The 26,613-nt window shown below is 44.3% G+C and carries 26 protein-coding genes; 19 read left to right on the forward strand and 7 right to left on the reverse strand.

Translation table 11 applies throughout. The annotated features are described in order from the left end of the window. Positions 1–114: 114 nt before the first annotated feature. A complete protein-coding gene (locus VP98_RS17505) occupies positions 115–1,737 on the forward strand; it encodes a putative polysaccharide biosynthesis protein (RefSeq protein ID WP_046176650.1) in 1,623 nt (540 codons plus the stop codon). Positions 1,738–1,749: 12 nt separating this feature from the next. Further along, positions 1,750–2,460, forward strand: a complete 711-nt coding sequence (locus VP98_RS17510; RefSeq protein WP_046176651.1) for a pseudouridine synthase — start codon at positions 1,750–1,752, stop codon at positions 2,458–2,460. Positions 2,461–2,506: 46 nt separating this feature from the next. Here VP98_RS17510 and VP98_RS17515 read toward each other — a convergent pair whose 3' ends face one another. Further along, a complete protein-coding gene (locus VP98_RS17515) occupies positions 2,507–2,728 on the reverse strand; it encodes a DeoR family transcriptional regulator (RefSeq protein ID WP_046176652.1) in 222 nt (73 codons plus the stop codon). Positions 2,729–3,056: 328 nt separating this feature from the next. Here VP98_RS17515 and pepV point away from each other — a divergent pair, with 328 nt between their 5' ends. Next, the gene (gene pepV, locus VP98_RS17520; protein ID WP_046176653.1) at positions 3,057–4,469 is read left to right on the forward strand and encodes a dipeptidase PepV; all 1,413 of its coding nucleotides are present in this window, start codon (positions 3,057–3,059) and stop codon (positions 4,467–4,469) included. Between the two features lie 67 nt (positions 4,470–4,536). Here pepV and cysK read toward each other — a convergent pair whose 3' ends face one another. Further along, positions 4,537–5,463 carry a cysteine synthase A gene (cysK, locus tag VP98_RS17525; RefSeq protein WP_046176654.1) on the reverse strand — a complete coding sequence of 309 codons (927 nt, stop codon included), beginning with the start codon at positions 5,461–5,463 and terminating at the stop codon, positions 4,537–4,539. A gap of 144 nt (positions 5,464–5,607) precedes the next feature. Here cysK and thpR point away from each other — a divergent pair, with 144 nt between their 5' ends. From thpR to trmB, 5 genes are all read left to right on the forward strand, one after another. After that, a complete protein-coding gene (thpR, locus tag VP98_RS17530; RefSeq protein ID WP_046176655.1) occupies positions 5,608–6,177 on the forward strand; it encodes an RNA 2',3'-cyclic phosphodiesterase in 570 nt (189 codons plus the stop codon). Beyond that, on the forward strand, positions 6,161–7,126 hold the full coding sequence (locus VP98_RS17535; protein WP_046176656.1) for a nuclease-related domain-containing protein: 966 nt from the start codon (positions 6,161–6,163) through the stop codon (positions 7,124–7,126). Before thpR ends, VP98_RS17535 begins: the two co-directional genes overlap by 17 nt. After that, entirely contained in the window at positions 7,127–9,262 is a 2,136-nt protein-coding gene (gene pulA, locus VP98_RS17540) for a type I pullulanase (protein WP_046176657.1), read from the forward strand. A gap of 142 nt (positions 9,263–9,404) precedes the next feature. Beyond that, positions 9,405–10,232, forward strand: a complete 828-nt coding sequence (locus VP98_RS17545) for a phosphotransferase family protein (RefSeq protein WP_046176696.1) — start codon at positions 9,405–9,407, stop codon at positions 10,230–10,232. Next, positions 10,216–10,863: a tRNA (guanosine(46)-N7)-methyltransferase TrmB gene (gene trmB / locus VP98_RS17550; protein ID WP_046176658.1), complete on the forward strand. Its 648-nt coding sequence runs from the start codon at positions 10,216–10,218 to the stop codon at positions 10,861–10,863. The genes VP98_RS17545 and trmB overlap by 17 nt, the downstream gene beginning before the upstream one ends. Before the next feature lie 43 nt (positions 10,864–10,906). Here trmB and VP98_RS17555 read toward each other — a convergent pair whose 3' ends face one another. Beyond that, positions 10,907–11,227 carry a PepSY domain-containing protein gene (locus tag VP98_RS17555; protein ID WP_046176659.1) on the reverse strand — a complete coding sequence of 107 codons (321 nt, stop codon included), beginning with the start codon at positions 11,225–11,227 and terminating at the stop codon, positions 10,907–10,909. A gap of 148 nt (positions 11,228–11,375) precedes the next feature. Here VP98_RS17555 and VP98_RS17560 point away from each other — a divergent pair, with 148 nt between their 5' ends. The 4 genes from VP98_RS17560 (at position 11,376) to murC (ending at position 17,115) form a co-directional block, all read left to right on the forward strand. Then, positions 11,376–12,446 (forward strand): M42 family metallopeptidase, encoded by a 1,071-nt coding sequence (locus VP98_RS17560; RefSeq protein WP_046176660.1) that lies wholly within the window; start codon positions 11,376–11,378, stop codon positions 12,444–12,446. Positions 12,447–12,463: 17 nt separating this feature from the next. Beyond that, positions 12,464–13,264: a DUF1444 domain-containing protein gene (locus VP98_RS17565; RefSeq protein ID WP_046176661.1), complete on the forward strand. Its 801-nt coding sequence runs from the start codon at positions 12,464–12,466 to the stop codon at positions 13,262–13,264. 121 nt (positions 13,265–13,385) lie between these two features. Continuing rightward, the gene (locus tag VP98_RS17570) at positions 13,386–15,662 is read left to right on the forward strand and encodes a DNA translocase FtsK (protein WP_046176662.1); all 2,277 of its coding nucleotides are present in this window, start codon (positions 13,386–13,388) and stop codon (positions 15,660–15,662) included. A gap of 154 nt (positions 15,663–15,816) precedes the next feature. Next, positions 15,817–17,115: a UDP-N-acetylmuramate--L-alanine ligase gene (murC, locus tag VP98_RS17575; RefSeq protein WP_046176663.1), complete on the forward strand. Its 1,299-nt coding sequence runs from the start codon at positions 15,817–15,819 to the stop codon at positions 17,113–17,115. A 39-nt stretch (positions 17,116–17,154) separates the two neighbouring features. On the opposite strand, the gene VP98_RS17580 is transcribed toward murC, so the two are convergent. Further along, positions 17,155–18,270 carry an aminopeptidase gene (locus tag VP98_RS17580; protein WP_046176664.1) on the reverse strand — a complete coding sequence of 372 codons (1,116 nt, stop codon included), beginning with the start codon at positions 18,268–18,270 and terminating at the stop codon, positions 17,155–17,157. Between the two features lie 159 nt (positions 18,271–18,429). On the opposite strand from VP98_RS17580, the gene VP98_RS17585 reads away from it, so the two are divergent. The 7 genes from VP98_RS17585 to motS all read left to right on the forward strand — a co-directional run bounded on the left by VP98_RS17585 (position 18,430) and on the right by motS (position 24,107). Further along, positions 18,430–18,915, forward strand: a complete 486-nt coding sequence (locus VP98_RS17585; RefSeq protein ID WP_046176665.1) for a DUF948 domain-containing protein — start codon at positions 18,430–18,432, stop codon at positions 18,913–18,915. 31 nt (positions 18,916–18,946) lie between these two features. Beyond that, the gene (locus VP98_RS19140; protein ID WP_052712286.1) at positions 18,947–19,756 is read left to right on the forward strand and encodes a YtxH domain-containing protein; all 810 of its coding nucleotides are present in this window, start codon (positions 18,947–18,949) and stop codon (positions 19,754–19,756) included. Positions 19,757–19,859: 103 nt separating this feature from the next. Further along, positions 19,860–20,186, forward strand: coding sequence for a bacillithiol system redox-active protein YtxJ (gene ytxJ, locus VP98_RS17595; protein WP_082087971.1), 327 nt, complete (start codon positions 19,860–19,862; stop codon positions 20,184–20,186). A gap of 211 nt (positions 20,187–20,397) precedes the next feature. Further along, positions 20,398–21,474 carry a bifunctional 3-deoxy-7-phosphoheptulonate synthase/chorismate mutase gene (locus VP98_RS17600; RefSeq protein WP_046176667.1) on the forward strand — a complete coding sequence of 359 codons (1,077 nt, stop codon included), beginning with the start codon at positions 20,398–20,400 and terminating at the stop codon, positions 21,472–21,474. A gap of 78 nt (positions 21,475–21,552) precedes the next feature. Continuing rightward, complete coding sequence (gene ccpA, locus VP98_RS17605; RefSeq protein ID WP_046176668.1) at positions 21,553–22,551, forward strand: catabolite control protein A; 999 nt, start codon at positions 21,553–21,555, stop codon at positions 22,549–22,551. Positions 22,552–22,578: 27 nt separating this feature from the next. Beyond that, positions 22,579–23,379, forward strand: a complete 801-nt coding sequence (gene motP, locus VP98_RS17610; protein ID WP_046176669.1) for a flagellar motor protein MotP — start codon at positions 22,579–22,581, stop codon at positions 23,377–23,379. Next, positions 23,376–24,107 carry a flagellar motor protein MotS gene (gene motS / locus VP98_RS17615; protein WP_046176670.1) on the forward strand — a complete coding sequence of 244 codons (732 nt, stop codon included), beginning with the start codon at positions 23,376–23,378 and terminating at the stop codon, positions 24,105–24,107. The genes motP and motS overlap by 4 nt, the downstream gene beginning before the upstream one ends. Before the next feature lie 15 nt (positions 24,108–24,122). On the opposite strand, the gene VP98_RS17620 is transcribed toward motS, so the two are convergent. From VP98_RS17620 to VP98_RS17630, 3 genes are read right to left on the reverse strand one after another with little or no spacing between them, the layout of a single operon-like run. Beyond that, positions 24,123–25,283: an acetoin utilization protein AcuC gene (locus VP98_RS17620; RefSeq protein WP_046176671.1), complete on the reverse strand. Its 1,161-nt coding sequence runs from the start codon at positions 25,281–25,283 to the stop codon at positions 24,123–24,125. Beyond that, positions 25,280–25,927, reverse strand: a complete 648-nt coding sequence (locus VP98_RS17625; protein ID WP_046176672.1) for an acetoin utilization AcuB family protein — start codon at positions 25,925–25,927, stop codon at positions 25,280–25,282. The genes VP98_RS17620 and VP98_RS17625 overlap by 4 nt, the downstream gene beginning before the upstream one ends. Positions 25,928–25,943: 16 nt before the next feature. Beyond that, entirely contained in the window at positions 25,944–26,576 is a 633-nt protein-coding gene (locus VP98_RS17630; RefSeq protein ID WP_046176673.1) for a GNAT family N-acetyltransferase, read from the reverse strand. Positions 26,577–26,613 lie beyond the last annotated feature (37 nt).

Below are 26,613 nucleotides of genomic sequence, written 5' to 3' on the forward strand. Positions count from 1 at the left end.
CACCTCATTCTTCAAGCTTTGTTCATTATAGCAGATGGTGAAAAAAATTGTCAGGCACGTGAGAAAGAGGTACACTAGCAAGTGATGCTTAATGAGAAAAAGAGGGATTTATGTATGTCATCCAATTTAATACGAGGGACGTTTATCCTCACGCTGGGTACTTTTATATCCAAGTTTCTTGGCTTGTTTTATGTGATTCCATTTTACAGTATTATCGGCGGTGAAGATGCAGCGGCGCTTTACAGCTACGGGTATGTGCCGTATACGATTTTTATCAGCATTGCCACAGCCGGAGTTCCGCTGGCGGTATCGAAATATATTGCAAAATATAATGCGATTGAAGAATATGCAGTTGGCCGAAAGCTGTTTAAATCGGGAATCGTGATTATGCTGGCAACCGGATTTGTTTCTTTCCTCATCATGTACTCGTTTGCGCCGTTTTTTGCCAGACTTTCATTAGACGGCAAGGAAACCACGTATACAATTGAACAAGTGGCCACAGTTATCCGCGCAGTGAGCTTTGCTTTGATTATTGTTCCGTTTCTGAGTGTGACGCGCGGTTTTTTCCAGGGGCACCAGTCAATGGGGCCGTCCGCGGTATCAACTGTCGTGGAACAAATCGCCCGGATTGTTTTTCTTTTAGCAGGGGCTTACATCGTTATTCACGTTATGAACGGTTCTGTTGTCACTGCTATTAGTGTAGCCACTTTTGCGGCTTTTATTGGCGCATTATTCGGCTTGATTGTGCTGTACTGGTACTTTTTTAAGCGAAAAAAACAGCTGGACAAGCTGCTGGGGCAGGATAAAGGACAGGCAGACGTTTCCTTATTCGGTATGTATTCAGAAATTGTTGTTTATGCGATTCCTTTTATTTTTGTCGGCATTGCGATTCCGCTTTACCAGGCAATTGACCAGTTAACATTCATGAAAGCCATGTCCGAGATCGGCCTCGAAAAAACAGCCGTCACCTCGTTCGGGATATTAAATTTCAGTACACAGAAGCTGGTGATTATCCCGGTTTCGCTGGCAACGGCTTTTGCCATGACACTGGTACCAATTATCACAAGCTCCTTTGTGAAAAATGAAATGGACACAGTGAAGCGGCAGCTGAATAAAACATATGAAGTGCTGCTATTTTTAACGGTTCCTGCCGCAATTGGCATGGCACTGCTGGCTGAACCGCTTTACACGGTTTTTTATGATTACAGCGCTCTTGGAACTTCTGTGCTGCGCGTCTATGCGCCGGTGGCGATCCTGTTTGCCCTGTTTTCGGTTACAGCAGCCATTTTGCAGGGGATCAATGAACAGCGTTTTACAGTGCTAAGCCTGCTTACAGGCATCCTTGTAAAATTGTCTCTCAATATTCCGCTTATTAAACTGTTTGAAACAGAGGGGGCAGTTTACGCGACTGCTCTTGGGTACGTAACATCCACTATTATTAATTTAGCGGTAATTCGTTATTACGCTGATTATTCATTCCGTCCGCTGGCAAAAAAAATGGGCTTGATTGCGGTTTTTAATGCGGTAATGGCCGTTGTTGTAATGGTGATTTATGGTATTCTATCTCTTGTGCTTTCAACGGAAAAAGATATCCCGGCTCTGCTGATCATTGTGATTTGTGCCGGCGCGGGCGCTGTGGTTTACTTTGTATTAAGCGAAAAATCCGGCCTTCTTGCCGATGTGTTTGGATCAAGGCTTGATGGCCTGAAACGAAAATTACGCTTAAAAAAAGCATAAAGGGTGTGTAGCATGCGTTTAGACAAATGGCTGGCTAATTCGGGCATAGGTTCCCGGAAAGAAGTAAAAAAGCTTTTAAAAACCGGTGCTGTAACGGTAAATGGAAAGATGGTAAAAGATGCCAAAGTCCAGGTAAATCCAGATGAGGACGAAGTGATGCTTTTTGATGAGCCGGTGGAATATCGGGAATTTATTTATCTTATGATGAATAAGCCTGCTGGAGTTATTTCTGCCACAGAAGATAGCCGGGATGAAACGGTGATTGACCTGCTCGATGAGATGCACCGTCATTTCGAACCGCATCCGGTAGGTCGGCTTGATAAAGATACAGAGGGCCTGCTGCTTTTAACCAATGACGGGCAGCTGTCGCATCATCTGCTGTCACCCAAGCATCATGTGCCGAAAACGTATTTTGCCCGCATTCTTGGAGAAGTAACGGAAGCGGATGCCGCTGCATTTAAAGAAGGAGTGGTGCTCGATGATGGCTACAAGACAAAGCCGGGGGATCTTGTTATCCTGAAGCAGGGAAAGGAATCCGAAATCGAGCTGACCATTACGGAAGGAAAGTTTCATCAAGTAAAACGAATGTTTCAATCCGTCGGCAAAGAAGTATTGTTTTTAAAGAGATTGTCAATGGGAGCAGTGACGCTGGACGAAGAATTGGAGCTCGGAGAATATCGGGAGCTGTCTGGAGAGGAATTGGATTTATTGGGGAAAAGCTGAAAAAACGGCTGTCCATAACGGGCAGCCGTTTTTTTTATACTATTCATTATGAAGTCATGCGTACTTTTTTTTCTGTCGTTGTCCATTTTCCGCGTGTTGGACTAAAAACAAGCTCATTATAAGCCAGCACATTCAAGTCACGTTGAATCGTTCGCGGGGTGATACCGAATTCATCTACAATATCCTGCGTTGTCACAGTCCCATTTTCCTTAATATAGATGTAGATGGATTTTATGCGAGTCAGCATCCGATTTGTAGTAGGCTTCAAAGAACCACTCCCTCATCTTTTTTCCCGGAGGCGCAATAACAACAGGCGACAAAAAACGATGATATGATTAAGCTGGTTCAGACATCTCCTTTACAGCCTATTTTACATAGGTATTAAGCTTGTCTGGTAATTACAGTTTACTTTATTTGTTTGGATTTTGCTACAAAAAACCGCTGAATTTACAAGAGATTTACCCGTTTTTAATAATATTATGCTTTCAAAGAGGAAAAATGTACGTATTTTTTTGACATAAAGTAAGATAAAGACTTTGTAAAGATATTGGTTAAACGATACATTCATATGTAGAATAAAAGAGGGAGGAATGTATATGCATAGCATTGATTGGCATAATGAAATCAAAAAACGTGAAAGCGGGTTTATAAAAGATCTTCAAAGTCTCATTCAAATTCCAAGCGTAAAAAATCAGGAACAAACAGAGGAAGCGCCATTTGGCAAGGAAGTTCGACAGGCACTAGACTTCATGCTTCAACTGGGGGAGAAAGATGGGTTTACTGCGAAAAATGTTGGGAATGTGGCCGGTCATCTTGAAATGGGGGAAGGCCGTGAATTGCTTGGCATTCTCTGTCATGTTGATGTTGTGCCGGCTGGAGATGGCTGGACATATGAGCCATTTGAAGGAGAAATAGAGGACGGCAGGCTTTTCGGGCGGGGTTCCATTGACGATAAAGGGCCGACAATAGCTGCTTACTATGCAATGAAAGCCGTTAAAGAATCAGGAATTTCTCTTCAAAAACGAGTGCGGATGATTATTGGAACCGATGAAGAAAGTGACTGGCAATGTATAAAACGCTATTTTGAAGAAGAAGAAATGCCTGAAGCCGGATTTGCACCAGATGCGGATTTTCCAATTATTTTCGCGGAAAAAGGGATTGCCGATCTTCAGTTAACCATTTCTGTGCCGTCTGCCCAGGAGGAAGCAGCCATTACGATTGAATCATTTCAAGCCGGCAGACGCTATAATATGGTACCTGATTATGCATATGCTTCCATGTCGGTTAATCAGCAGCTGACACTGTTCTTGCAAAATTACACGGAGTATATAAAAGACAATGATCTGGAGGGCTCTTACTATATTGACAGAGGCATGGTGTTTCTGGAAATGAGGGGAATGTCAGCGCACGCCATGGAACCGGACCACGGAAAAAACGCCGCCCTGCTGCTGGCCGCTTTTTTAGTAACAGAAGCAGTTGACCCGGCTTTTGCCGCTTATTTGCAGTTCGTTATCGAGCAGTTTGAAGGGGATACGCGGGGGGAACGTCTTGGCATTGCATTTACCGATCCGGAAATGGGCGACGTTACTGTAAATGCAGCTCTTTTCCGTTATAAAAAAGGGCAGGAAGCCCAAATTGGCTTGAATGTCCGCTATCCGGCTTCATTCTCTTTCGATCAGAAGATGGACCAGCTAAAAAAAGAACTAGGAAATATTTCATTGACTATTATGGACAACAGTGAACCGCATTACATGAAAGCGGATGATCCGTTTTTGGAAACATTAAAGCGTGTATATGAGGAAGAAACCGGAGAAAAAGGCGAACTGCTTTCAATCGGCGGCGGCACATATGCACGTGCTCTGAAAAAAGGAGTAGCATTTGGAGCATTATTTCCTGGGCGGGAAGATGTCGCCCATCAAAAAGATGAATATGTAATCCTGGATGACTTATTTCGGGCGGCTGCCATCTATGCGCGTGCCATCGTTGAACTGGCTGGAAAAAAAGAGTGAATCAAAACCCCCGCTTTTTTTAAAAGCGGGGGTTTTCGGTTTCTGTATAAAGAAAAAGCCCTTTAGTCTATTGGAAAACGTCAGTTGACAGGTAACGCTCGCCCGTATCCGGAGCGATACAAATAACGATATCGTTTTTTGTTAATGTTTTAGCCGTTTCAATTGCTGCATAACAGGTTGCACCGCCGGATGGGCCGATGAGTATGCCTTCTTCTGCAGCAAGGCGGCGTGTGATTGTATAAGCATCCTCATCTTCAACCTTGAAAATGGAGTCATATACATTTGTATTTAAAATTTCAGGAATGAAGCCGGGGCTGGTGCCGACCAATTTATGCCTGCCCGGCTTTCCGCCTGAGAGAACAGGAGAGCCCGCCGGTTCCACAACATGGACCGCCAGGTGGGGAAATTGCTTTTTTAATTCCTCGCCGGTGCCGGTTATCGTTCCGCCAGTGCCGGCGCTTGCGATAAACGCCGCGAAATTCTTGCCGATTTGAGCGGCTGCTTCAGCGATTTCTGCAGAAGTCGTTCCCCGGTGGGCATCTGGATTGGCCGGATTTTCAAACTGCATGGGAATGAAGCTGTTTGGAATGGATTCTGCCAGTTCAACTGCTTTTTTTATCGAGCCAGGCATTTTTTCGTCTCCCGGTGTCAATACCACTTCTGCACCGTACGCTTTCAAAATATTGATCCGTTCCTTTGTCATTGTATCAGGCATGACCAAAATGGCTTTATAGCCGCGGGCTGCTGCATTCATTGCAATGCCGATACCCGTATTTCCACTTGTTGGTTCAATAATAACGGAGCCAGGCTGCAGCCTGCCGGCTTTTTCTGCCTCCAGCATCATATTATAAGCAGCCCGGTCCTTTACACTTCTGCTCGGATTATAAAATTCCAGCTTTACATAAACATCCGCCCCGTCTTCCGGAGATAAATGCTGCAATTTAACCAGGGGTGTATCACCAATTAAATCTGCTATATTGTTGACGACCTTCATACATTGCCACCCTTTCTGTTTTTTCATTAAATCATATTATCCGGCCGATTCCAATGAAAATACACTGAGTGAAAATGACCGGCTTTTCTTTTATGTTTTTGGTAAACTAAAAAGAATAATGGACCGAAAGAAGGATGATTCAAAATGCAGCCACATTATTTTTTCGCTATTGTTCTTCCTGATCATATAAAAAAAATGATCGCTGATGAAATGAAGCGGCGCAATGATCCGTTCAAGCGGCTCGTTCATCAAGAAGATTACCATCTGACATTAGCTTTTGCAGGAGCGGCCAAATTATCTGTCCTTGAAGAAGCCTGCGGTCTTATTGATGAAAAACTGAGCGATATTCCCGCTTTTCCGCTGAAGCTGGTCTCTTTTGGCACGTTTGGCAAGGCATCCTCCCCCCGGATTTTTTGGGTTGGAACGGACGAGCCGGCTCCTCTTTTTCAAATGCAGAAAGAAGTGAGCAAAGCCTGCAGAAAGCTGGAAATCAATATAGACGATAAACCATTTCGGCCGCATATTACAACGGCACGAAAATGGACAGGGCAGCAGCCATTTGTGCTGCCGGAGCTGCCGGCTTGGCCTTCTTTCTTTGTAACGGAAGTGGCTTTATACGAAACAAACACCTCCACTGTGCCGAAATATAAAAAGAAATGGTCATGCCGATTAAAAAAGCCAGGAGAGGATATGAGCTATGGGGCAACTGATTAAACTGCAAAACTATATATCCAGATATGAAAATGATGTATTTCATTATCCGGCCCAGTATGTTCGATTAAAAAAACAGGAGTGGGAGAAGTTTTATGCGAACTGGGAAGGGTATCATCAAAATGCCGGCTCAATAAGTAAAGAGCCGGATGAGCAGGAAAACTGGCTGCTGGAGGAAGAACCGAAAGAAAAGCAGTCATTGTTTCGAGGACTATTTTCAAAAAAAGAAAAACAGGCGGAAACAGAACCTGATCCCGTGGCACTGGAAGAAGAGGAAAATTTGTTTTCCATCAATCATACAGAATCCCTGTATTTAAAAACAGAGGAAGATGTGAAAAAAGCGTTTCTTGATAAAATGTTTACGTTCCAGATTAAGTGGGCGAGTTCCACGCTTTTACACCAGTCACCCCTTGATCATAAATATTATGTAGATGAGCAGCTGAGGTTTTTGCTGAAGAGGCTTCCGGATACATTTCTTATTTTATACGAACCGGTTTTTCGTTTTCAAAAAGCAGTGGTTGAACTTGACGTTATCATTATTACCCCGCTGCATGTGTGGTGTCTGACGTTTTTAGAAGAGCAGGACGAAGCTGTTTTTATAGGGTCGCCGGAGCGATTTTGGGAAAAGCGTTTTGGAGAAGCGGAATCGAAAGTATTAAGCCCGGCTGTGCCGCTCGCACGAGCAGAAACAATTGTTAAAAAACTGCTTGGGCGTGACCAGATTGATATGCCGGTCCGAAAAGCGGTGGTATCCCGCAATGGCTACATTGATGATCCAGCAGCGCCCGCGGACATACACTATATTGATAAACGCGAATTTTCTCGCTGGTTTGACGAGATGAGGCATTTATCATCACCACTTAAAACGATCCAGTTAAAAGCAGCAAGAACGCTGCTTGCTCATGCGGATACAGTCAGTATACGCCGCCCAGAATGGGAGGAGGAGCTTTAAATGATTTCAACTCGTCCGTTTAACGCTTATTTAGATACGTTAACCGAAGTGGCTGTTTTACTGCCGACTCATTATTATTCAGGAAAGTCATCTGTCTTTTATATTGAAAGCGGCGGCAATGTGACAAAAATGGATATTGTAGATGTAAAAGAGTTTGATGCAATGGTCAAGTATACATGCCGGGTAAAAGAAATGCCGGAATTCGGGCGGGAGCATGTTATTTTAGATGAACGGCTGATGCGCACTGACTTACAAATCGGCGGTGTAGTGCGGACCGAAGAATTTGATCAATTATTTTATTATGAAGGGGAGCTTGGCAGCCAGTATTCCCCAGATAAAACATTTTTCCGGCTGTGGGCTCCTACCGCAACAGAAGCATTTGTAAAGTTTAAAGAAACAGCTGACAGCTCGCTCCGCTATATGACAATGACAAGAGGTCCTTCCGGGACATTCGAGGCAGAATTGGAAGAAGACGCAGAAGGATACTTTTATCACTACCAGGTGCGGATCAATAATGTCTGGCATGAAGCGGTCGATCCTTATGCCAGAATGGTGTCGGTCCACAGTGAGTGGACCCGTGTCGTGGACGATGAAAAAATGAAGGTGCCGCAGCATCACCTTCCCCCCTTTTCATCACCGCTTGATGCGATTATTTACGAGGCTTCCATTCGCGATTTATCAAGCCAGCGGGAAAGCGGAATTACGAACCGGGGAATGTACCTGGGCCTGACGGAGGAAGGGACGCAAAGTCCGGACGGCCAGCCGACGGGGCTGGATTATGTGGCTTCACTTGGTGTGACACATATAGAGCTTCTGCCATTTTTTGATTATTTTGGTGTATCGGATCTTGATTTTTCCGTTAATTACAACTGGGGCTATAATCCATTGTTTTTTAACGTCCCTGAAGGCAGCTTCAGTACAGATCCCGCCGGCCTGTATGCACGGTCAGTTGAGCTGAAACGAATGATCGAAGCCTTTCATGAAAAAGGGCTGCGGGTAATTATGGACGTTGTTTATAATCATGTATTTGTCCGTGAAACTTCTTCGTTTGAACGGCTTGTTCCAGGTTACTTTTTCCGCCAGGGGCCGGATGGCATGCCGTCTAACGGTTCTGGCTGCGGAAACGATTTTGCCACGGAGCGGAAAATGGGCCGTAAATTTATTCTTGATTCACTTCAGTACTGGCTGGATGCTTATAACATCGATGGTTTTCGTTTCGATTTAATGGGCCTCATAGACACGGAAACAATGCAGCAGGCTGAAGCATGCATTCGCCGCAAGAAGCCGGGTGCGGTTGTTTTAGGAGAAGGCTGGGATTTAAATACAGCTCTGCCCTCTGAGAAGAAATCAATTATTCGAAATGAACAAGCCTTAAAGGACGTTGCTTTCTTTAATGACCGGTTTCGCGATTCAATAAAAGGAAGCACCTTTCAGTTGTTTGAACCGGGGTTTGCATTTGGCAACAGCCAGCTTTTGGACCAGGCATTTGCAGCGTTTACCGCGAATGTTGGCTGCGCGGGCATTGAACGGCTGTTTCATTCACCGGCACAATCTGTTAATTATGTGGAGTGCCACGACAACTATACGCTGTGGGATAAACTTGAAGCATGTTTTCCGGGGGATACAGAAATAAATAAGAAAAAGCACCTGCTTGCCACAGCGTTTGTACTTCTTTCGCAGGGGATTCCTTTTCTGCATGCCGGCCAGGAATTCTGCCGGACAAAATATGGTGTTGAAAACAGCTATACAAGCTCCGATATGATTAATCAAATGGACTGGCGCCGCCGCAGTGAATTTATTGATCACGTTACGTACGTAAAAGGACTGATTGAGCTTCGGAAATCAACAGGCGCTTTCCGGATAAGAACAGAAGAAGCCATTTGCTATCATATTATGAAATGGCCATCGAACTCTGATACCCTGACGATTTGGCTGAAGGACGTTGGGGCGTACGGAGAGTGGGGCGATATAGTGGTCAGCTTTAATGCAGGCAGAACGTCTTCAAGCTTTATACTGCCGGAAGGAGAAAAATGGGCTCAAATTGTATCTGATACGCAGGCAGGAACAACGCCTATTAAAACAGGATTGGCTAATGCGGCAGTAGATCCGCACAGCTGTGCCGTTTTTGTCCGGTAGAATGTTTGAGAAAGAAACTGGTCGAAAGTGCAATTTCATGTTACAATACTTCATACAATGAGTGAACGATAAAAGCAATAAAAAAGACAGCGATTGTTTTTCGGAGCGGCTGCTGTCTTTTTTTTATGAAAAGGTGAGTTTGGTGGAACACTTTCTTGGGAGAGACTGGGAAATAATGCCTGCTGGCGGTATGACAGGAAAAGCATTTTTTGCACGGCATGCTGGAAAAGAACTGTTTTTAAAACGGAATTCTTCTCCATTTCTTGCCATGCTCTCAGCCGAAGGAATTGTCCCGAAGCTTGTTTGGACAAAGCGTCTTGAAAACGGGGATGTTATTTCCGCACAGCATTGGATGAATGGAAGAGAGCTTGGACCTGAAGAAATGGAATTAGACCGTGTGGCCCGCCTCATGGGAAAAATACATTCATCCAGGCCGCTTTTAAACATGCTTAAACGGCTTGGCAAACAGCCAGTCCTGCCGGAAGCAACACTGGACGATATCCGCAGCCAGATAAACCTGGTTTCGGCCCATCCGATTGTGGCAGAAGCGCTTCGCTTTTTAGAAACAGAATTGCCGAGTGTGCCGGATTGTCAATTCGTTGTTTGCCATACAGATGTGAATCACCACAATTGGCTTCTGTCTGATCAGGATGAATTGTTTTTAATTGACTGGGATGGAGCAATGATTGCGGATCCGGCAATGGATATCGGCACCCTGCTGTTTGGGTATGTACAACCAGAGAACTGGACTTCCTGGCTTGCCCAATATGGATTGTCATTAACACCGGATTTCTTTCACCGTATGAAATGGTATGCGGCTGCCCAGATGCTTTCATCAATCGAATGGAACCGGGAAAAAACACGTTTCCATGATATGAACCGTGGGCTTGCCTCTTTGAACCAGCTTCTGGAAGTAGAGTATAATTTATTTGGAAATGGAGAGAACAAGCAAGATGCGTTTAAGAAATAAGCCGTGGGCACAGGAAAAGATCAGTGCTTATCCGCAGTATGTTATCCCGGAACCTGAAAAAGCAAAAGGGCGCTGGAATGAGATTTTCGGCAATAATAACCCGGTCCATATTGAAGTAGGAACCGGAAAAGGGCAGTTTGTTACAGGGATGGCCAGACAGAACCCTGACGTTAATTATATTGGAATTGAATTGTATGAAAGTGTTATTATTACGGCGCTTGACCGCTTGATTGAAGCGGACCTGCCGAACCTGAAGCTTTTGAATGTGGATGGGGCCGAACTGATGAACTATTTTGAAAAAGGAGAAGTGAAGCGGGTTTACTTGAATTTCTCCGATCCATGGCCGAAAACCCGGCATGCAAAGCGGCGCTTAACATACAAAACATTTTTAAGCCTGTATGAATCACTTATGCCGGAAGGCGGAGAAGTTCATTTTAAAACCGATAATCAGGGCTTATTTGAATTTTCTTTAAAAAGCTTTTCAGAGTACGGCATGCTTTTAACGTTTGTCAGCCTGGATTTGCATAATAGCGGCTTTGAAGGCAATGTGATGACTGAATATGAAGAGAAGTTTTCTGCTAAAGGACAGCGTATTTACCGGTCAGAAGCAAAATTCCAGCCCCGCGCATAAATAAAATCCCAAATGGATGTGTTCCGTTTGGGATTTTTCTAAGTTATACGGGCTGAACCTGCAGCAATGTGCCGGTTTTAGCATCAGCGGAAAACTCAAATTGTTCATTTCCGTTTTCGCCTGGACGTGAAATACCGCCTTTATAAACAAGCGCCGGGAAGCCATTGCTGTTTATTTGCTCGGGTTTCATTTGAATCCACGAACCATCGACTGGGCCATTTTGTTTAAAAATATCTTTTACTTTTTTTAATACTTTTTCAGGCGGGATATTCATGGCCTCGGATGTTTGCTTTTGAATCAAAACGGTGGCAGCTGCACCTGCGGCAGCACCAATCAAAAAAGCAGTTCGACTACGTTTCAACATATAGAAACCCCCTGTTTATCTAATAGATTGCACTCCACTACAGTATACAAGAAGTTGAAAATGAAGAAAACTAAAATGCGCTTCATTCCACCCATACGGAGATTTTCGGTATAATGAACGAAAGAAAAAAGCGGGAGGAATAAAATAAATGAATCAAGAAACGAAAAATTTATTTAAAACACTGACAGAGCTGCCAGGCGCACCGGGAAATGAGCATGCGGTGCGCGCATTTATGAAAAAAGAAATGGAGCCATATGCAGACTCCATTATACAAGACAGCCTGGGCAGCCTGTTCGGCGTGAAAAATGGCGAGGAAAAGGGGCCGCGCGTTATGGTTGCAGGGCATATGGATGAAGTGGCTTTTATGGTCACCGCTATCACAGAGAACGGCATGGTCCGCTTTCAAACGCTTGGCGGCTGGTGGAACCAGACCATGCTTGCCCAGCGGGTGAGGATTTATACTCAAAACGGACCGATTGAAGGTGTTATTTCTTCGACGCCTCCGCATTTATTAACGGAAGACCAGCGGAATAAGCCCATGCAAATTAAAAATATGCAGATCGATATTGGCGCTGATAATAAAGAGGATGCTGAATCCATTGGAATTAAGCCGGGACAATCTATTTTGCCGGTTTCACCTTTTACCGAGCTGGCCAATCCTAAAAAGATTATGGCAAAAGCATGGGATAATCGGTATGGATGCGGACTGGCGGTTGAGCTGTTGAAAGAACTGGATGGAAAAATGCTGCCGAACATTCTTTATTCTGGAGCGACTGTTCAAGAAGAAGTAGGCCTTCGGGGGGCACAGACAGCGGCTCATTTAATTAATCCGGACATCTTTTTTGCACTTGATGCAAGTCCAGCCAACGACGCTTCGGGAGATAAAAATGAATTCGGACAGCTCGGCAAGGGTGTATTGCTTCGGATTTTTGACCGGTCGATGGTAACACACGGCGGTATACGTGACTTTGTGCTTGACACGGCAGAATCTCATCATATTCCGTACCAATACTTTGTTTCGCCGGGCGGGACAGATGCGGGGCGCGTTCATACAACGGGAAGAGGAGTGCCAAGCGCCGTGATTGGGATTTGTTCACGTTATATTCATACACATTCCTCTATTATTCATACGGATGACTATCTTGCAGCAAAAGAATTGCTTGTCCGGCTTGTTTCAACAATGGATAAAACAACCGCTGAGACAATTAAGCAATACTAATGGAAAGAAGGAATTAGATGTCTACCTTAAAACTAAAACGAGCGCTTGAAAAAGCGCTGCAGCAGCCGAACCGTTCTCTTTTCTTTGACCGTGAAAAAGAAGAAATGCGCATTGAAAACAGTGAGACGAAAAAAGGAGTCACAGTAGCGCTTGGCGGTATCCTGGCTAAATTTGAAGGCAATGTTGAAAAAGCGGCGGAAGAAACGGTTTATTATGTAAACGAAGCACTTAATGCTTTTGACGGTGCGGGTATAAAAGAAGAAAAAGAAAAACGGATTTTTCCAGTTATTCGGTCTGCTTCATTTCCAGCTGAAGCAGAAGAAGGCGTACCGCTTTTTTGGGACGAGCATACGGCGGAAACCCGTATTTATTATGCGCTGGATCTGGGCACCACGTACCGCCTGATTGATGAAAAGCTCATGGCCAAAGAGAACTGGACAGCAGAGCAGATCAGAGAAATTGCCCGCTTCAATCTCCGTTCCCTGCCGGTTGAAATGAAAAAAGACACGGTGGCCGGAAATGTGTTTTATTTCTTAAATACAAATGACGGCTATGATGCCACTCGAATATTAAATGAAAAGTTTTTAAAGGAAATGAGCGAGAAAGTGGAAGGAGCTATGACGGTTTCTGTTCCTCATGGAGATGTGCTTATTATTGGTGACATTCGAAATGAAACAGGCTATGACGTTCTGGCTCAGATGGCGATGAGTTTCTTTGCAGCCGGCCGCGTGCCGATTACTGCTCTTTCTTTTATTTATGAAGACGGGCACCTTGAGCCTGTATTTATTCTGGCCAAAAACCGTCCGCACAAAGACTGACTTCTTTGCGGGACGGTTCTTTTTCATCCCCATCTATTTTCCCAAAATTTCGTTTTGCTGTTAACAAATCGCGGATAGTTGGTACAATGAAAAAGACTTCAAGGAGAAAGAGTGATTATGAATGAGTATGTTTAAAAAAATTCTCTCCTATTTTAGAGAAGAAATTGAAATTATTGAAGAAGACGAGACAGAACTCGATAATAAAAAAGAAGAAGTCGAACGGAAACCGGCAGAGAAAGCACGACCAGAGCCTTCTGCGCCTGCTGTGCAAAAACAGTCAATCCCTGTTATTCCATCTGTTCAGCAAATTTCAACGCGTGTTGCGTATCGGTATCCAACCCTAAAGCGAAACAGCCATGAAGAGGCGCCGCGCCGGCGAAACCGTTCAAACCGGACTGAGTCAGACCAGCCATTTCCGGCTGAACCTTCAGCCAATGAATATTCACAGAAACCGGTGTATACGCCTGTGTCAGGTATAGCACCGCGTCCATTTAAACCGACAGAAATTCCATCACCGATTTATGGATTCCGGGCCCGTCCGGCTAAAGAAGATGCGCGGACCGTCCGCAGTGAAGAGCGCGAAAAAGCGAATGAACCGCTTTTGCTGTTTACAAAAGAGCAGTCAAAGCGGCCGGCTGAACGTCAAAAAGCCATTCATCGAGAAGAGGAACCGATTGTTTCAGAAAAGCCATCCCTGTTAAGAGAAAAGCCGCCATCTGTTCATGGTGAAAGCAGCAAGCTTCCGCCGCCGGCTGAACAGCCAGAAAAAAAACGGGAGCGGCGCCATTCGCCATTTAATGTGGTAATGCTGAAAAAAGACCGTGAAAAAATGGTCAGGCCGGCTTTAAAGCAACAGCCAGCATCCGCTTTAAAAGGCGGCTTGAAAGAAGAGCCGAAAGAAGTTTCAAAAGAAAGTCTGGAAGAAACCGTAAAAAAAGAACAAACGCTTCCGCCAGTTTCGCCGGTTCAAGAAGCGAAAGCTGTTCGGCCGCCGCTGTCATTTTTAACGCCTCCTGCTAAAAAAGCAGCAGACGATACATGGGTACAGGAAAAATCAGCGCTATTAAATGAGACATTAAAAAGCTTTAATATCGATGCCCGTGTTACAGGCGTGACGACCGGCCCGTCTATTACGCGCTTCGAGGTAACGCCGTCAATTGGTGTAAAGGTAAGCAAAATTGTTAGTTTGACAGATGATATTAAACGCAGCCTTGCTGCGCGGACGATCCGGATTGAAGCTCCTATACCGGGAACACAGGTTGTCGGCATTGAATTGCCTAATGAAAAAAGCCGGCCGGTATTTATTAGTGAAATTATCGGGCACAGCAGTTTCCAGATGGCCTCCTCACCGCTGGCTTCAGCGCTTGGTCTCGATATTGCCGGAAATCCGGTTGTGCTCGATTTGCAGAAAATGCCCCATGGATTAATTGCAGGGGCCACGGGATCCGGAAAAAGTGTCTGCATTAACTCTATTTTGGTAAGCCTTTTATACAAATCAGCACCGCATGAGTTAAAGCTGCTGCTGATTGATCCCAAAATGGTTGAACTTACCCCTTATAACGGCATTCCGCATTTAGCGAGCCCGGTTATTACAGATGTAAAAGCAGCAACAGCAGCGCTTAAATGGGCGGTAGAAGAAATGGAGCGCCGCTATCAGCTGTTTGTTCATGCGGGTGTACGGGACATGGCATCGTATAATGTAAAAGTAAGCGAGTCGGAGTTTAACGAACCGCATCTGCCTTACCTTGTTATTGTAATTGATGAGCTGGCGGATCTTATGATGATGGCTCCGGGTGAAGTAGAAGAGTCCATCTGCCGGATTGCCCAGAAAGCGCGGGCCTGTGGAATTCATTTAATTGTGGCTACACAGCGTCCATCGGTTGATGTTATTACGGGCCTGATTAAAGCTAATATTCCAACGCGAATTGCGTTTTCAGTTTCTTCACAAATTGATTCACGCACGATTTTAGACAAGGTCGGCGCGGAGAAACTGCTTGGCAAGGGTGATATGCTTTATCTTGGCAATGGAGCGAGTGAAGCGGTCCGTCTGCAGGGAACATTCGTTACAAATGAAGAAATTGACGAAGCCGTCCGCTTTGTCAGCCAGCAGCAAAAGCCTGAATATTTATTTCAGCAGGAAGAGCTGCTTCAAAAAGCGGCTCTTCACGAGGAAGAAGATGAGCTGTTCCAGGAAGCATGCGAGCTCGTTGTCCGTCAAAGAGGGGCTTCCACCTCCATGCTGCAGCGGAACTTAAAAGTCGGCTACAATCGAGCGGCGCGCTTAATTGAAATGATGGAAGAGAAGGGGCTTGTATCCGGCCAGCGGGCCGGCCGGCCGCGGGAGGTTCTCATTTCAGAAGAAGAATTTCTTGCTTATTTGGAGGAATCCAATCAATAAGCCGGTGCTTTTGCACCGGTTTTTCCAAAGAATAGTCACTTTTTAAAAAAAGTGATATAATGAACAAATGCAATGATTGACTGCCATCCGTTTCAAATGAAGCGGCACTACATATACTACATGTAAAAGGCTAGAGAATGCTGGAGGTTTAATGATGACAACCTATCATTTTGTTGGTATAAAAGGCTCTGGAATGAGCGCCCTTGCCCATATTCTTCATGATAAAGGATATGATGTCCAGGGATCAGACGTAGAAAAAACGTTCTTTACACAAAAAGCGCTTGAAGAAGCAGGCATTTTAATTTTGCCATTTAATGAAAACAATATTCAAGAAGGCATGACCGTTATTGCGGGAAATGCGTTTGGTGATGACCATGAAGAAATTAAGCGGGCCAGAGAAATAGAAGTTCCGGTAGTCCGCTATCACACGTTTTTAGGAGATTTCATTCAAAATTTTACGAGTGTAGCGATTACAGGATCGCATGGAAAGACGTCAACCACTGGCCTTATGTCACACGTAGTAAGCGGTGCAGCGCCAACGTCTTATTTAATCGGCGATGGAACCGGACGGGGAGCAAAAGATGCGGAGTATTTTGTATTTGAAGCGTGTGAATACCGCCGCCACTTCCTCTCATATTCTCCTGATTATGCGGTTATGACGAATATCGACTTTGATCATCCTGATTACTTTGCTGATGTACAGGATGTTTTGTCTGCGTTCCAGCAAATGGCGATGCAAGTGAAAAAAGCTATTTTTGCCTGCGGGGATGATGAATATTTGCAGGGCATCCAGGCGAATGTACCGGTTGTTTTTTATGGCTTTGGTGAAGAAAATGATTTTCAGGCCCGTAATACGTCCTTTGACGAAAACGGAACAACATTTGATGTGTTTGTCCGAAATGAATTTTATGCCACATTCCGCATTGCCGGCTATGGAGAACACAATGTGTTAAACGCATTGTCTGTAATTGGTCTTTGCCACTACGAAGAAATTGATACAGACATTGTAAAAGAACGCCTGATGACATTTTCAGGTGTAAAACGCCGTTTCTCTGAAAAGCAGGCCGGGGAGCAGGTGCTGATTGATGATTATGCGCATCATCCAACTGAAATACGCGCTACCATTAATGCAGCGCGCCAAAAATACCCTCAGCGTGAAATTGTTGCAGTGTTTCAGCCGCATACTTTTTCCCGGACACAAACGTTCCTGGATGAATTTGCAGACAGCCTGAACAAAGCAGACGCTGTTTATTTGTGTGATATTTTTGGTTCCGCCCGTGAAAACCACGGCAAGCTAACAATAGAAGATCTGCAGGAAAAAATCCCGGGTGCGCAATTAATAAAAGAAGACGGCACTGCTGTTTTAAAAGAGCATCAGAACGGCGTCCTTATTTTTATGGGCGCAGGTGACATTCAAAAATTCCAGGCAGCTTACGAAGAAGAGCTTGCTTAATAAGAAACGCCCCTGCCAATACAGGCAGGGGCGTTTTGTTTACTTTAAGTTTTCTGGATTTAACCCTTGCAGCTCTGGCAGTACAAAACGTCCGTCTTTGCGGACCAGCACACCGTCAAACCATATTTCACCGCCGCCGTATTCAGGGCGCTGAATGTTAACCATATCCCAGTGGATATTGGAATGGTTGCCGTTGTAAGCATCGTCATAACATTCACCCGGTGTAAAATGAAAGCTGCCGTCGATTTTTTCATCAAAAAGGATGTCCTGCATCGGATGGAGAATGTACGGATTGACGCCGATGGCAAATTCTCCAATAAAGCGTGCTCCTTCATCTGTGTCAAAAATCTCGTTGATACGTGTAACATCATTTGCATACGCATCAATGATCCTGCCGTTTTTAAACCGCAGTTTCACATTTTCAAAAGTAAAGCCGTTGTAGGGAGAAGGAGTATTGAACGAAATAACTCCATTAACCGAATCGCGTACAGGAGCCGTGTACACTTCTCCATCTGGAATATTTAAGCGGCCGGCACATTTAATAGCCGGAATATCTTTAATTGAAAAGGTTAAATCAGTTCCAGGCCCTTTGAGCTGAACTTTATCCGTTTGATTCATCAATTCTACAAGCGGCTCCATTGCCGCATCCATTTTGCTGTAATCAAGGTTGCATACATCAAAATAGAAGTCCTCAAACGCTTCCGTGCTCATTTTGGCAAGCTGTGCCATTGATGAAGTCGGGTAGCGGAGCACTACCCACTTAGTTTTGGGCACCCTGATTTCACGGTGAACTTTTTTTCCAATTGTATTGCCGTGGATTTTCATTTTCTCGGCGGGAACATCTGCCTGTTCATTAATATTATCGCCGGCACGAAGGCCGATGTAAGCATCCATTTCCTTCATTACATTTGCCTCAAAATCAGCCATTAACTCATATTGGTCCTCTTGAGCACCCATTAACAGCGACCGGTCGACCCGGTAGTCTTTTAAGAGTACATACGGCCATCCCCCCGCCCTGTAGGCCTCTTCTACAAGAGCGGTAACAAGCTCACGCTGCAGCCCGAAATTTTCAATCAGCACTTTTTCGCCCGGCTGAATTTGGCAGGAATAATTAATTAAATTGGATGCAAGCGTTTGAATACGCGAATCTTTCATCAAAATCCTCCTCCTCATCCTTTTTATTGTAAGGTTTCCCGAAATTTTGTGCAAAAAGGAGGAGATTTTATTGTAAAAAAAGAAATAATAAAAATAGTGTTTATAATTATAGGCGCTGGGTAATTTTATTACATAAACAAATGTTGGAGGTGTCCCGGAGTGGAAATTATTCTTTACTTAAGCGCGGCTGTCGCGGCGATCGCGTTTCTAATTTTGGTTCTTAACTTGTCCAAAACATTAAAATCCGTCGACAATACGCTTGACACGCTGTCCCGTACAGTAGACCGCCTGGAAGGGCAGTTAAAAGATGTGACAGCGGAAACGGCAGAGCTGTTACATAAAACAAATGCTCTCGCAGAAGATGTACAGCATAAAACCGAACAGCTCAATACAGTTGTATATGCTGTTAAAGATGTCGGTTCATCTGTTCATAATTTAAATCATTCATTGAAAAAAGTGACAACTACGGTTGCTTCACAAGTGGAAAAAAACCAGTATAAAATTTCTCAGGCTGTTCAGTGGGGGAATGTGGTAAAACAAATGGTCGATAAATTCAAGCAAGACAAGCAGAAGACGGAAACACCACCTTCATCGGCTATGAACCAAGAAGCTCTTCCTGCTCCAGCTTATAAAAACAGCCATTAAAAAAGAATAAAAAAAGAGGAGCGTTTTAGTTATGAGAAATAAAAACACATACGATCAATTTGACATTAAAAATAACGGGGTAAACCCATCGAGGCAGGCTCAATATGCGGTTCCTCAAAAATCCCAGTATGACAGCTTTGATCTTAACTCAGACCGTTACTCGTATGAAGAAACAATGAACACAAAAGACTTTTTGCTGGGAGCCCTATTTGGAGCGGTGATTGGCGCGGGTGCTGCGTTAATGATGGCACCCAAATCAGGCTTGGAGCTTCGCGGCGATTTAAACACTCAAGCCGGATCTTTAAAGGAACGGGCAAGCGACCTGACCGGAACAGCAAAAGAAAAAACTTCAAGCCTGACCAGCGCGGTGCAGGAAAAGTCAACGGCTATTATGGGGAAAGTAAAATCAATGCGGTCCTCTGACAGCTCTGAAGAAAGCTCGCAAAATGCAGAAGACGGAAAAGAAAAAGCTAAATCAGCAGTGGACACTGTCGCCAATGCGGTAAAAGACACTGTCGATAATACAGCCGATACGGCAAAAACAAAGCTTGATGAAACAAAAAAAGCATTTGATGAAGCGGAAAAAGCAAAAAACAATTCCGGCCAAAGCAGTGATGCTTCCTCAACGGCTACATCAGCAGGCTGGGTAGATCCGGTTGATAAAGGGGTCAACGAATCAAAGAAAAACGGCGGATTAAACAGCGGAGCCAACAATACTAACAACAATATTAATAAAAACAATAACAACAGCAATAAAAACAACAGTAACAATAACAAAATGAACAATACTAATAACAATAGCAATAACAGCAGCCAAAATAAAAAACCTAATAACAAGTAACAAAGAGCCAAATCTGTGCTTGGGCAATAGTACAGAAAATAAAAAGGTATCAATCACAGCCTGAAGCCGGACTTGTTCCGGCTTTTCACATTGAAAAGGAGCTATAAACATGCAGAAAATTACTAATATCGCCGAATTTGAAGAACTTGTTGAAAGCAATGAACCATTCTTTCTACTAAAACACAGCACTACATGTCCGGTAAGCGCGGCTGCTTATAGTCAATATCAATCTTTCGTTGAAGATCCCTCTTTTGACAAGAAAGGGGTCTATCTAGCGGTTCAGGAATCACGGGAATTATCCAATCATATTGCTCAAATAACAAATATTCGACACGAATCTCCGCAGGTAATTTACTTTACCGATGGAAAGGCGCAATGGAACGAATCGCATTGGAAAATTACAAAAGACCAGCTTATATCGGTGCAGTAGAATCCGGAGTAAATCCGGATTTTCCTTTCCTTATATACTTTAGCGCTTAAAAGCGTTTAAGAAATAAAGTAAAAACTTCGTGACTTTTCAGAATATATGATTTATAATAATCGTAATAGCCCACAAAAGATAAATCGCCTGCTCTATAAAAGCGATTTTTTTCTATTAATTGAGGGGAATTTGATTATTTACTTGCGGAAGGATGAGGAATGTGAGCAACCAGGAATTAGAACAGCTAAGAAATAAAGTAGACGAAATGAATGTACAGCTGTTAAAACTAATTAACGAACGCGCGGAGCTTGTGCAGGAAATTGGGCGCGTGAAAGAAAAACAAGGTGTCAACCGTTACGATCCGGTCCGCGAGCGTTCTATGTTAAACAATTTATTAGAAAAAAACGATGGACCGTTTGAACGTTCCACTGTTGAACATATTTTTAAAGAAATATTTAAAGCGGGCCTTGAGCTTCAAGAGGATGATCACCGTAAAGCACTGCTTGTTTCTCGTAAAAAGAAGCAGGAGGATACAATCGTTACTGTTCGTGGACATGCAGTAGGTGACGGCAATGTAACATTTGTTTTTGGTCCGTGTGCGGTAGAATCCTATGAGCAGGTAGCAGAAGTGGCAAAATCTATTAAAGGCAAAGGGCTAAAAATGATCCGCGGCGGTGCTTATAAGCCTCGTACATCGCCTTATGACTTCCAGGGCCTTGGCCTGGAAGGGTTAAAAATATTGAAGCGCGTGGCGGATGAATTCGATCTCGCCGTTGTCAGCGAAATTGTTAATCCGGCCGATATCGAAACAGCCTGCGATTATATTGATGTTATTCAAATCGGCGCCCGCAATATGCAAAACTTTGAATTGTTAAAAGCAGCGGGTTCTGTTAAGAAACCTGTCCTGCTGAAACGCGGCCTGGCAGCAACAATTGACGAATTTATCAACGCTGCTGAATACATTCTTGCCCAGGGAAATGATCAAGTGATCCTTTGTGAGCGTGGTATCCGCACATACGAACGTGCAACACGCAACACGCTCGATATCACGGCGGTGCCAATTTTGAAGCAGGAAACGCATCTTCCAGTTTTTGTTGATGTGACGCATTCAACGGGACGGCGTGATCTTCTTCTTCCAGCAGCAAAAGCAGGAATTGCAATCGGGGCAGACGGGATTATGGCGGAAGTCCATCCTGACCCGGCAGTTGCTCTGTCTGATGCGGCACAGCAAATGAATTTGCAACAATTTGATGAATTTTATGATGAGATTTTAAAATCTGTTCCGGTAAAAGCATAAAATTTAGGCTCCTGTGTTTGCACAGGAGCCTTTTTTCGTTAATATAGAGAGAAAGAAACGAAAAGGAGCAACTATCAGATGAATATTACGATTTATGATGTAGCAAGAGAAGCAAACGTGTCGATGGCAACCGTCTCACGCGTAGTGAATGGAAATCCAAATGTAAAACCCGCCACACGAAAGAAAGTAAATGATGTTATTGAGCGTCTTGGCTACCGCCCTAATGCGGTTGCCCGCGGGCTTGCAAGCAAAAAAACGACAACAGTCGGCTTAATTATCCCGGATATTTCAAATATTTTCTATGCAGAGCTTGCCCGTGGCATTGAAGATATTGCCACTATGTATAAATACAATATTATTTTAAGCAACTCGGATCAAAATGAAGAAAAAGAAATGCATTTAATCCAAACAATGCTTGGTAAACAAGTTGATGGCCTTATTTTTATGGGCAATCATATTAATGAAGAGCATGTTAAGGAGTTTGACCGCTCACCGGTTCCGATAGTACTTGCGGGATCTGTCGAAAAGTCGGGAAAAACAGCATCTGTAAATATTGACTATAAAGAAGCAGCGCGTGAAGTGGTTCAGTCGCTTATTGACAGCGGACACAAACGTATTGCTTATGTAGCAAGCCCTTTCCGCGATGTAATCAGTAAGGAATATGCACATGCAGCTTATAAAGAAACACTTGATAAAGCGGGACTTTATGATGAAGAGCTTGTGGTTGAGGGTGACTATACGTATGATTCGGGTATTGAAGCGTGGGAAAAGCTGAATGAAGCAGGCGAGCGGCCAACAGCTGTATTTGTTTATAACGATGAAATGGCCCTCGGGGTTATTCACGGAGCCCAGGACGCCGGCTTGACGGTTCCGGATGATCTTGAAGTAGTCAGCTTTGATTCAACAAAGCTTTCGCTGATGGTACGTCCGCAGCTAACGGCAGTTGCGCAGCCTTTATATGATATTGGTGCTGTAGCGATGCGGCTGCTGACAAAGCTTATGAACAAAGAAGAGGTAGAAAATCCAGTCGTTGTTCTTCCGCATCGTATCGAAAAACGAGGTTCAACAAAAGCATAATACGAAGCGGAGGATGGATGTCATACAATGAAAAAGCTGGACATGTTAACACCGGTCGGAATGGCTGTCGGTTTAACACTCGTTGCGTTTGCCGTTATTTCAAATAGCGGCGCTTCAGGGTTTGCATCATTTATTGATTTTGCTTCGTTTTTAATTGTCATCGGCGGCGTCGCAGCCGCCTTATTAATTAATTTTCAATTAAAAGATATTAAGCGTTTTTTTTATGTAATGAAAGAATCCTTTACGGAAGAGCCTCATGATATTTCTGCTCTTATTAACCGCCTTGTTCATTTGTCGGAAAAAGCAAGAAGAGAAGGGCTTTTATCTTTGGAAGCCAATCTTCAAAATGAAGATGAATCTTTTCTTCGTAAAGGAATTTTGCTGGCCGTTGACGGAGTTGAGCAGGAAGAGCTGGTCGACATTTTAAATGCGGAATTAGATGCGCTTGAAGAGAGGCATCGAAAAGGAAGGCTCATCGTCGAAAAAGCCGGGGAGTATGCACCTTCCTGGGGAATGATCGGCACATTGATTGGCCTTGTACTCATGCTGAAAAACTTAAACGACCCGGCATCTCTGGGACCAAATATGGCAATTGCCCTGTTAACTACTCTTTATGGATCGCTGCTGGCTAATCTCGTTTTTTTGCCGATTGCTTCCAAGCTGGAATTAAAAACAGAAGAAGAAGTTTTTTACCGGCAAATCGTAATTGAGGGTGTAGCAGGTATTCAATCCGGGCAAAATCCGGGCATGCTGCGTGAAAAGCTGAATGTTTTTTTAAAGGACGAGCCCCGGAAAAAAGCGAAACAGCGTAAGGCGGCCGAAGCATGAAGCGGAGAAAGCGCCGTATTCCGACGAAAACGACGGGCGCGCCCAGGTGGATGGTTACGTTTTCCGATCTGGTAACACTGATTCTTGTTTTTTTTATTCTTCTTTTTTCAGTGTCGCAAATTGATAAAGGAAAATTTCAATCAATCGCTGAATCGTTTCGGGACCAGGATTCCTTTGACGAAAATCCATCGATTGTACCTGGAGAGTATCCGGATGAACAGCAGAAGGCAGGCGGCGAAGCATCTCTTGATCAGTTATATAAAAAAATTAAGACTTTTTTGAAAACAAACGGTTTTGAACAAACAGCAGATGTCGTTCGTGATGAGCGCGGTGTTGTACTCGTATTAAATGAACAATTGCTGTTTGAAAGCGGTGAAGCGGAGCTCATGAATGCCTCTCATTCTTTTTTGGATGAAGCAAGCACGCTCTTTAGGGACTTGCCTAATATGATTGAAGTAGAAGGCCATACAGACAACGTACCGATTCAGGACATGCAGTATCCATCCAATTGGGAGTTATCTGCCGCCCGGGCTTCCCGTGTTATTCGTTATTTTACAGAAGAGCATGCTTTGTCTCCTGCCCGCTTTACGGCAATAGGCCATGCTGACACCCGCCCGATTGCACCGAATACTTCAGAAGCAAACAGAAGAAAAAACCGCCGTGTTGAAATTGTCATTACAGACCCGGACCGGGAGGAGGAAGCCGGGCAGGCACAGCCTGATTCATAAGCTGTGTCTGCCCGGTTATTTTTTTTGACTGCGAAGCGGATAAAGGAGCTTGTCGACTGTCAGTTTGTTTTTTTCTGTAATTTCACTTTTTCTAGGGATAGCTGGATACAGGTCAGCCGGGTCGGTCCAGGAATCCGGCAGAGGATAAGGCGCTTTCGGCTGCCATTTTGCTGGCCATTCTTTCGGAAACGATTTGGTTAAATGCTGTTGTTCGGTCATCTCCAGCCAGAGAAGGGCCCAGGCACGCGGAACTACACGCCATATATCATATCCGCCTCCTCCAACAGCAATCCAGCGGCCATCACAGTACTCATGAGCCAATTCATGAGCCAGTGCAGGAATATGCTTGTAAATATCCATTGTAGCGGACAAATGAGTTAATGGGTCGTGATAGTGGGCATCTGCGCCGTTTTGTGTCAGGATCACGTCCGGTTTAAAAAAATGAGCCACTTCACGCAATGTTGTTTCATATGAATCGAGCCACGATTCATTTTCTGTAAAAGCATCGAGCGGAACATTAAAAGCATATCCGTATCCCTGGCCGTGCCCCCGTTCATTCACATTGCCTGTGCCGGGAAAAAGATACCGGCCCGTTTCATGAATGGAATATGTCGCAACTTCCGGGTCATCATAAAAGGACCATTGGACCCCGTCGCCATGATGGGCATCCGTATCCACATACAGCACACGTGCTTTGTATTTTTCCTGCAAGTATTTTATGGCTACAGAGCTGTCATTATATATGCAGAAGCCTGAAGCCTTGCCGCGAAAACCGTGATGAAGTCCTCCGCCAAGGTGAACAGCATGTGCTGCCTGACCGGTCATGACTTGATCAGCGGCTGTTAAAGTGCCGCCAACAAGAAACGCACTGGCTTCGTGCATATCTTTAAACATGGGCGTATCCTCGGTGCCAAGACCGTATCCTTCACCGGCAGATTCAGACAACTCACCGCGCCCCGCTTTTTTTACCGCTTCTACATATTCAAGATCATGAATAAGAGTGAGCTCTTCATCCGCTGCCATCCGGGGAGCGATAATCTGGCTGTCATCAAGCGCTCCAAGCTGTTTAAGCAAATCAATCGTCAATGTAAGGCGGAATTGATTGAAGGGATGATTTTCTGAAAAGCGGTAACGCAATAACTGATCTGAATACACGAAAACAGCATCGCGCTTCATGGGCGGAGCCCCGGCATATTTGGCCAGAGTACATGATGTCCCGCTTTTTTTAAATCATCGATAACTTCGACTGGATTCATTGTCCGGATGCGCAAAACGATAACTTTATGTGTTTCTGTATCGCGGTATGGATAAACAAGAACACTTTGTACGTTAACGCGCCGGTGATGCAGCACTTGTAAAATATCAAATAGAACTCCCGCTTTATTCTCAACTTTAATTTCAATGCGGGAGCCGGGCTGGTTGACTCCTGTCAGCTCGACAAATGTATGGAGAACATCTGTTTCGGTTACCATGCCAATTACCTTACCGCTTTTTACGACCGGCATACAGCTGATATTATGTTCATAAAAAGCGGCTGCCACATCTTCAACAAAATCAAGCGGATGACTGGTAATTACGCCTGTTTTCATAATCAGGCTGAGCGGTTTATTTAATTCTTCTGCACCATTTTCTTTTTGAAGGATCGAAGGAGTGGCGTCTTTTATATCCCGGTCTGTTACAAGGCCAGCGAGGATACCTTCCGTATTTAAAATAGGAATATGCCGGATTTTATGGTCGCGGCAAAGCTGAAGAGCTGCCGCGATTGTATCATCAGGTGAAAGTGTATGTATATGGGTGTTCATTATTTCTTCAATAATCACCGTAAGCTCCCCTTTCTTAATACATAAAGCGATTCACAAAGCGAATCTGATCGAATTTTTGAATCGATTCTTGATTTACACGCGACCCAATCCGGACCATCAGACAGTTTGCCGGATGAGAACTAATTTCCGGATCATCCGTTGCATACCAGACAAGTCCGCCGGCATTCATCATCTTTTCCATAACCTTTCTGTATTCCCAGACATTCAATCCGGTACCTTTTAAATCCCAATGCCAATAATATTCAGTCGTAATCACAATATACTCTTCCATTTGATCATCCATCATGGCGACACGCAGCATTGTCTGTCCAACGCCGGCACCGCGGTACTCGGAAGCAACTTCAATCGCCCCAAGCTCAATTAAGTTTTCAAGATTTGCTTCCGACCAGCGTTCAAGCGGATCTGGATACAAAAATGTTACATAACCGACAATGATGTTCTGTTTTCTTGCAACGATAATACGACCTTCCGGGAGGCCTGCAATTTCAACCAGGGCCGCCTGCTGCTGGCCGGGCTGCCTGAATGCCACAAGCCCTTCATGAAATTCATAGTCAGACAGTGCTTCTGGTGAAACAGGGCCTTCAATCATTAACGTCCCGCCGGGGGTTTCGAATTCTTTTGAATAATATGTTTTACAATGTTTCATTAGGCCACCACCTTTATAATCCTTTATACTTTACATT

The sequence above is a fragment of the Domibacillus indicus genome, assembly GCF_000970685.1.
Classification (GTDB): Bacteria; Bacillota; Bacilli; order Bacillales; family Domibacillaceae; genus Domibacillus; species Domibacillus indicus.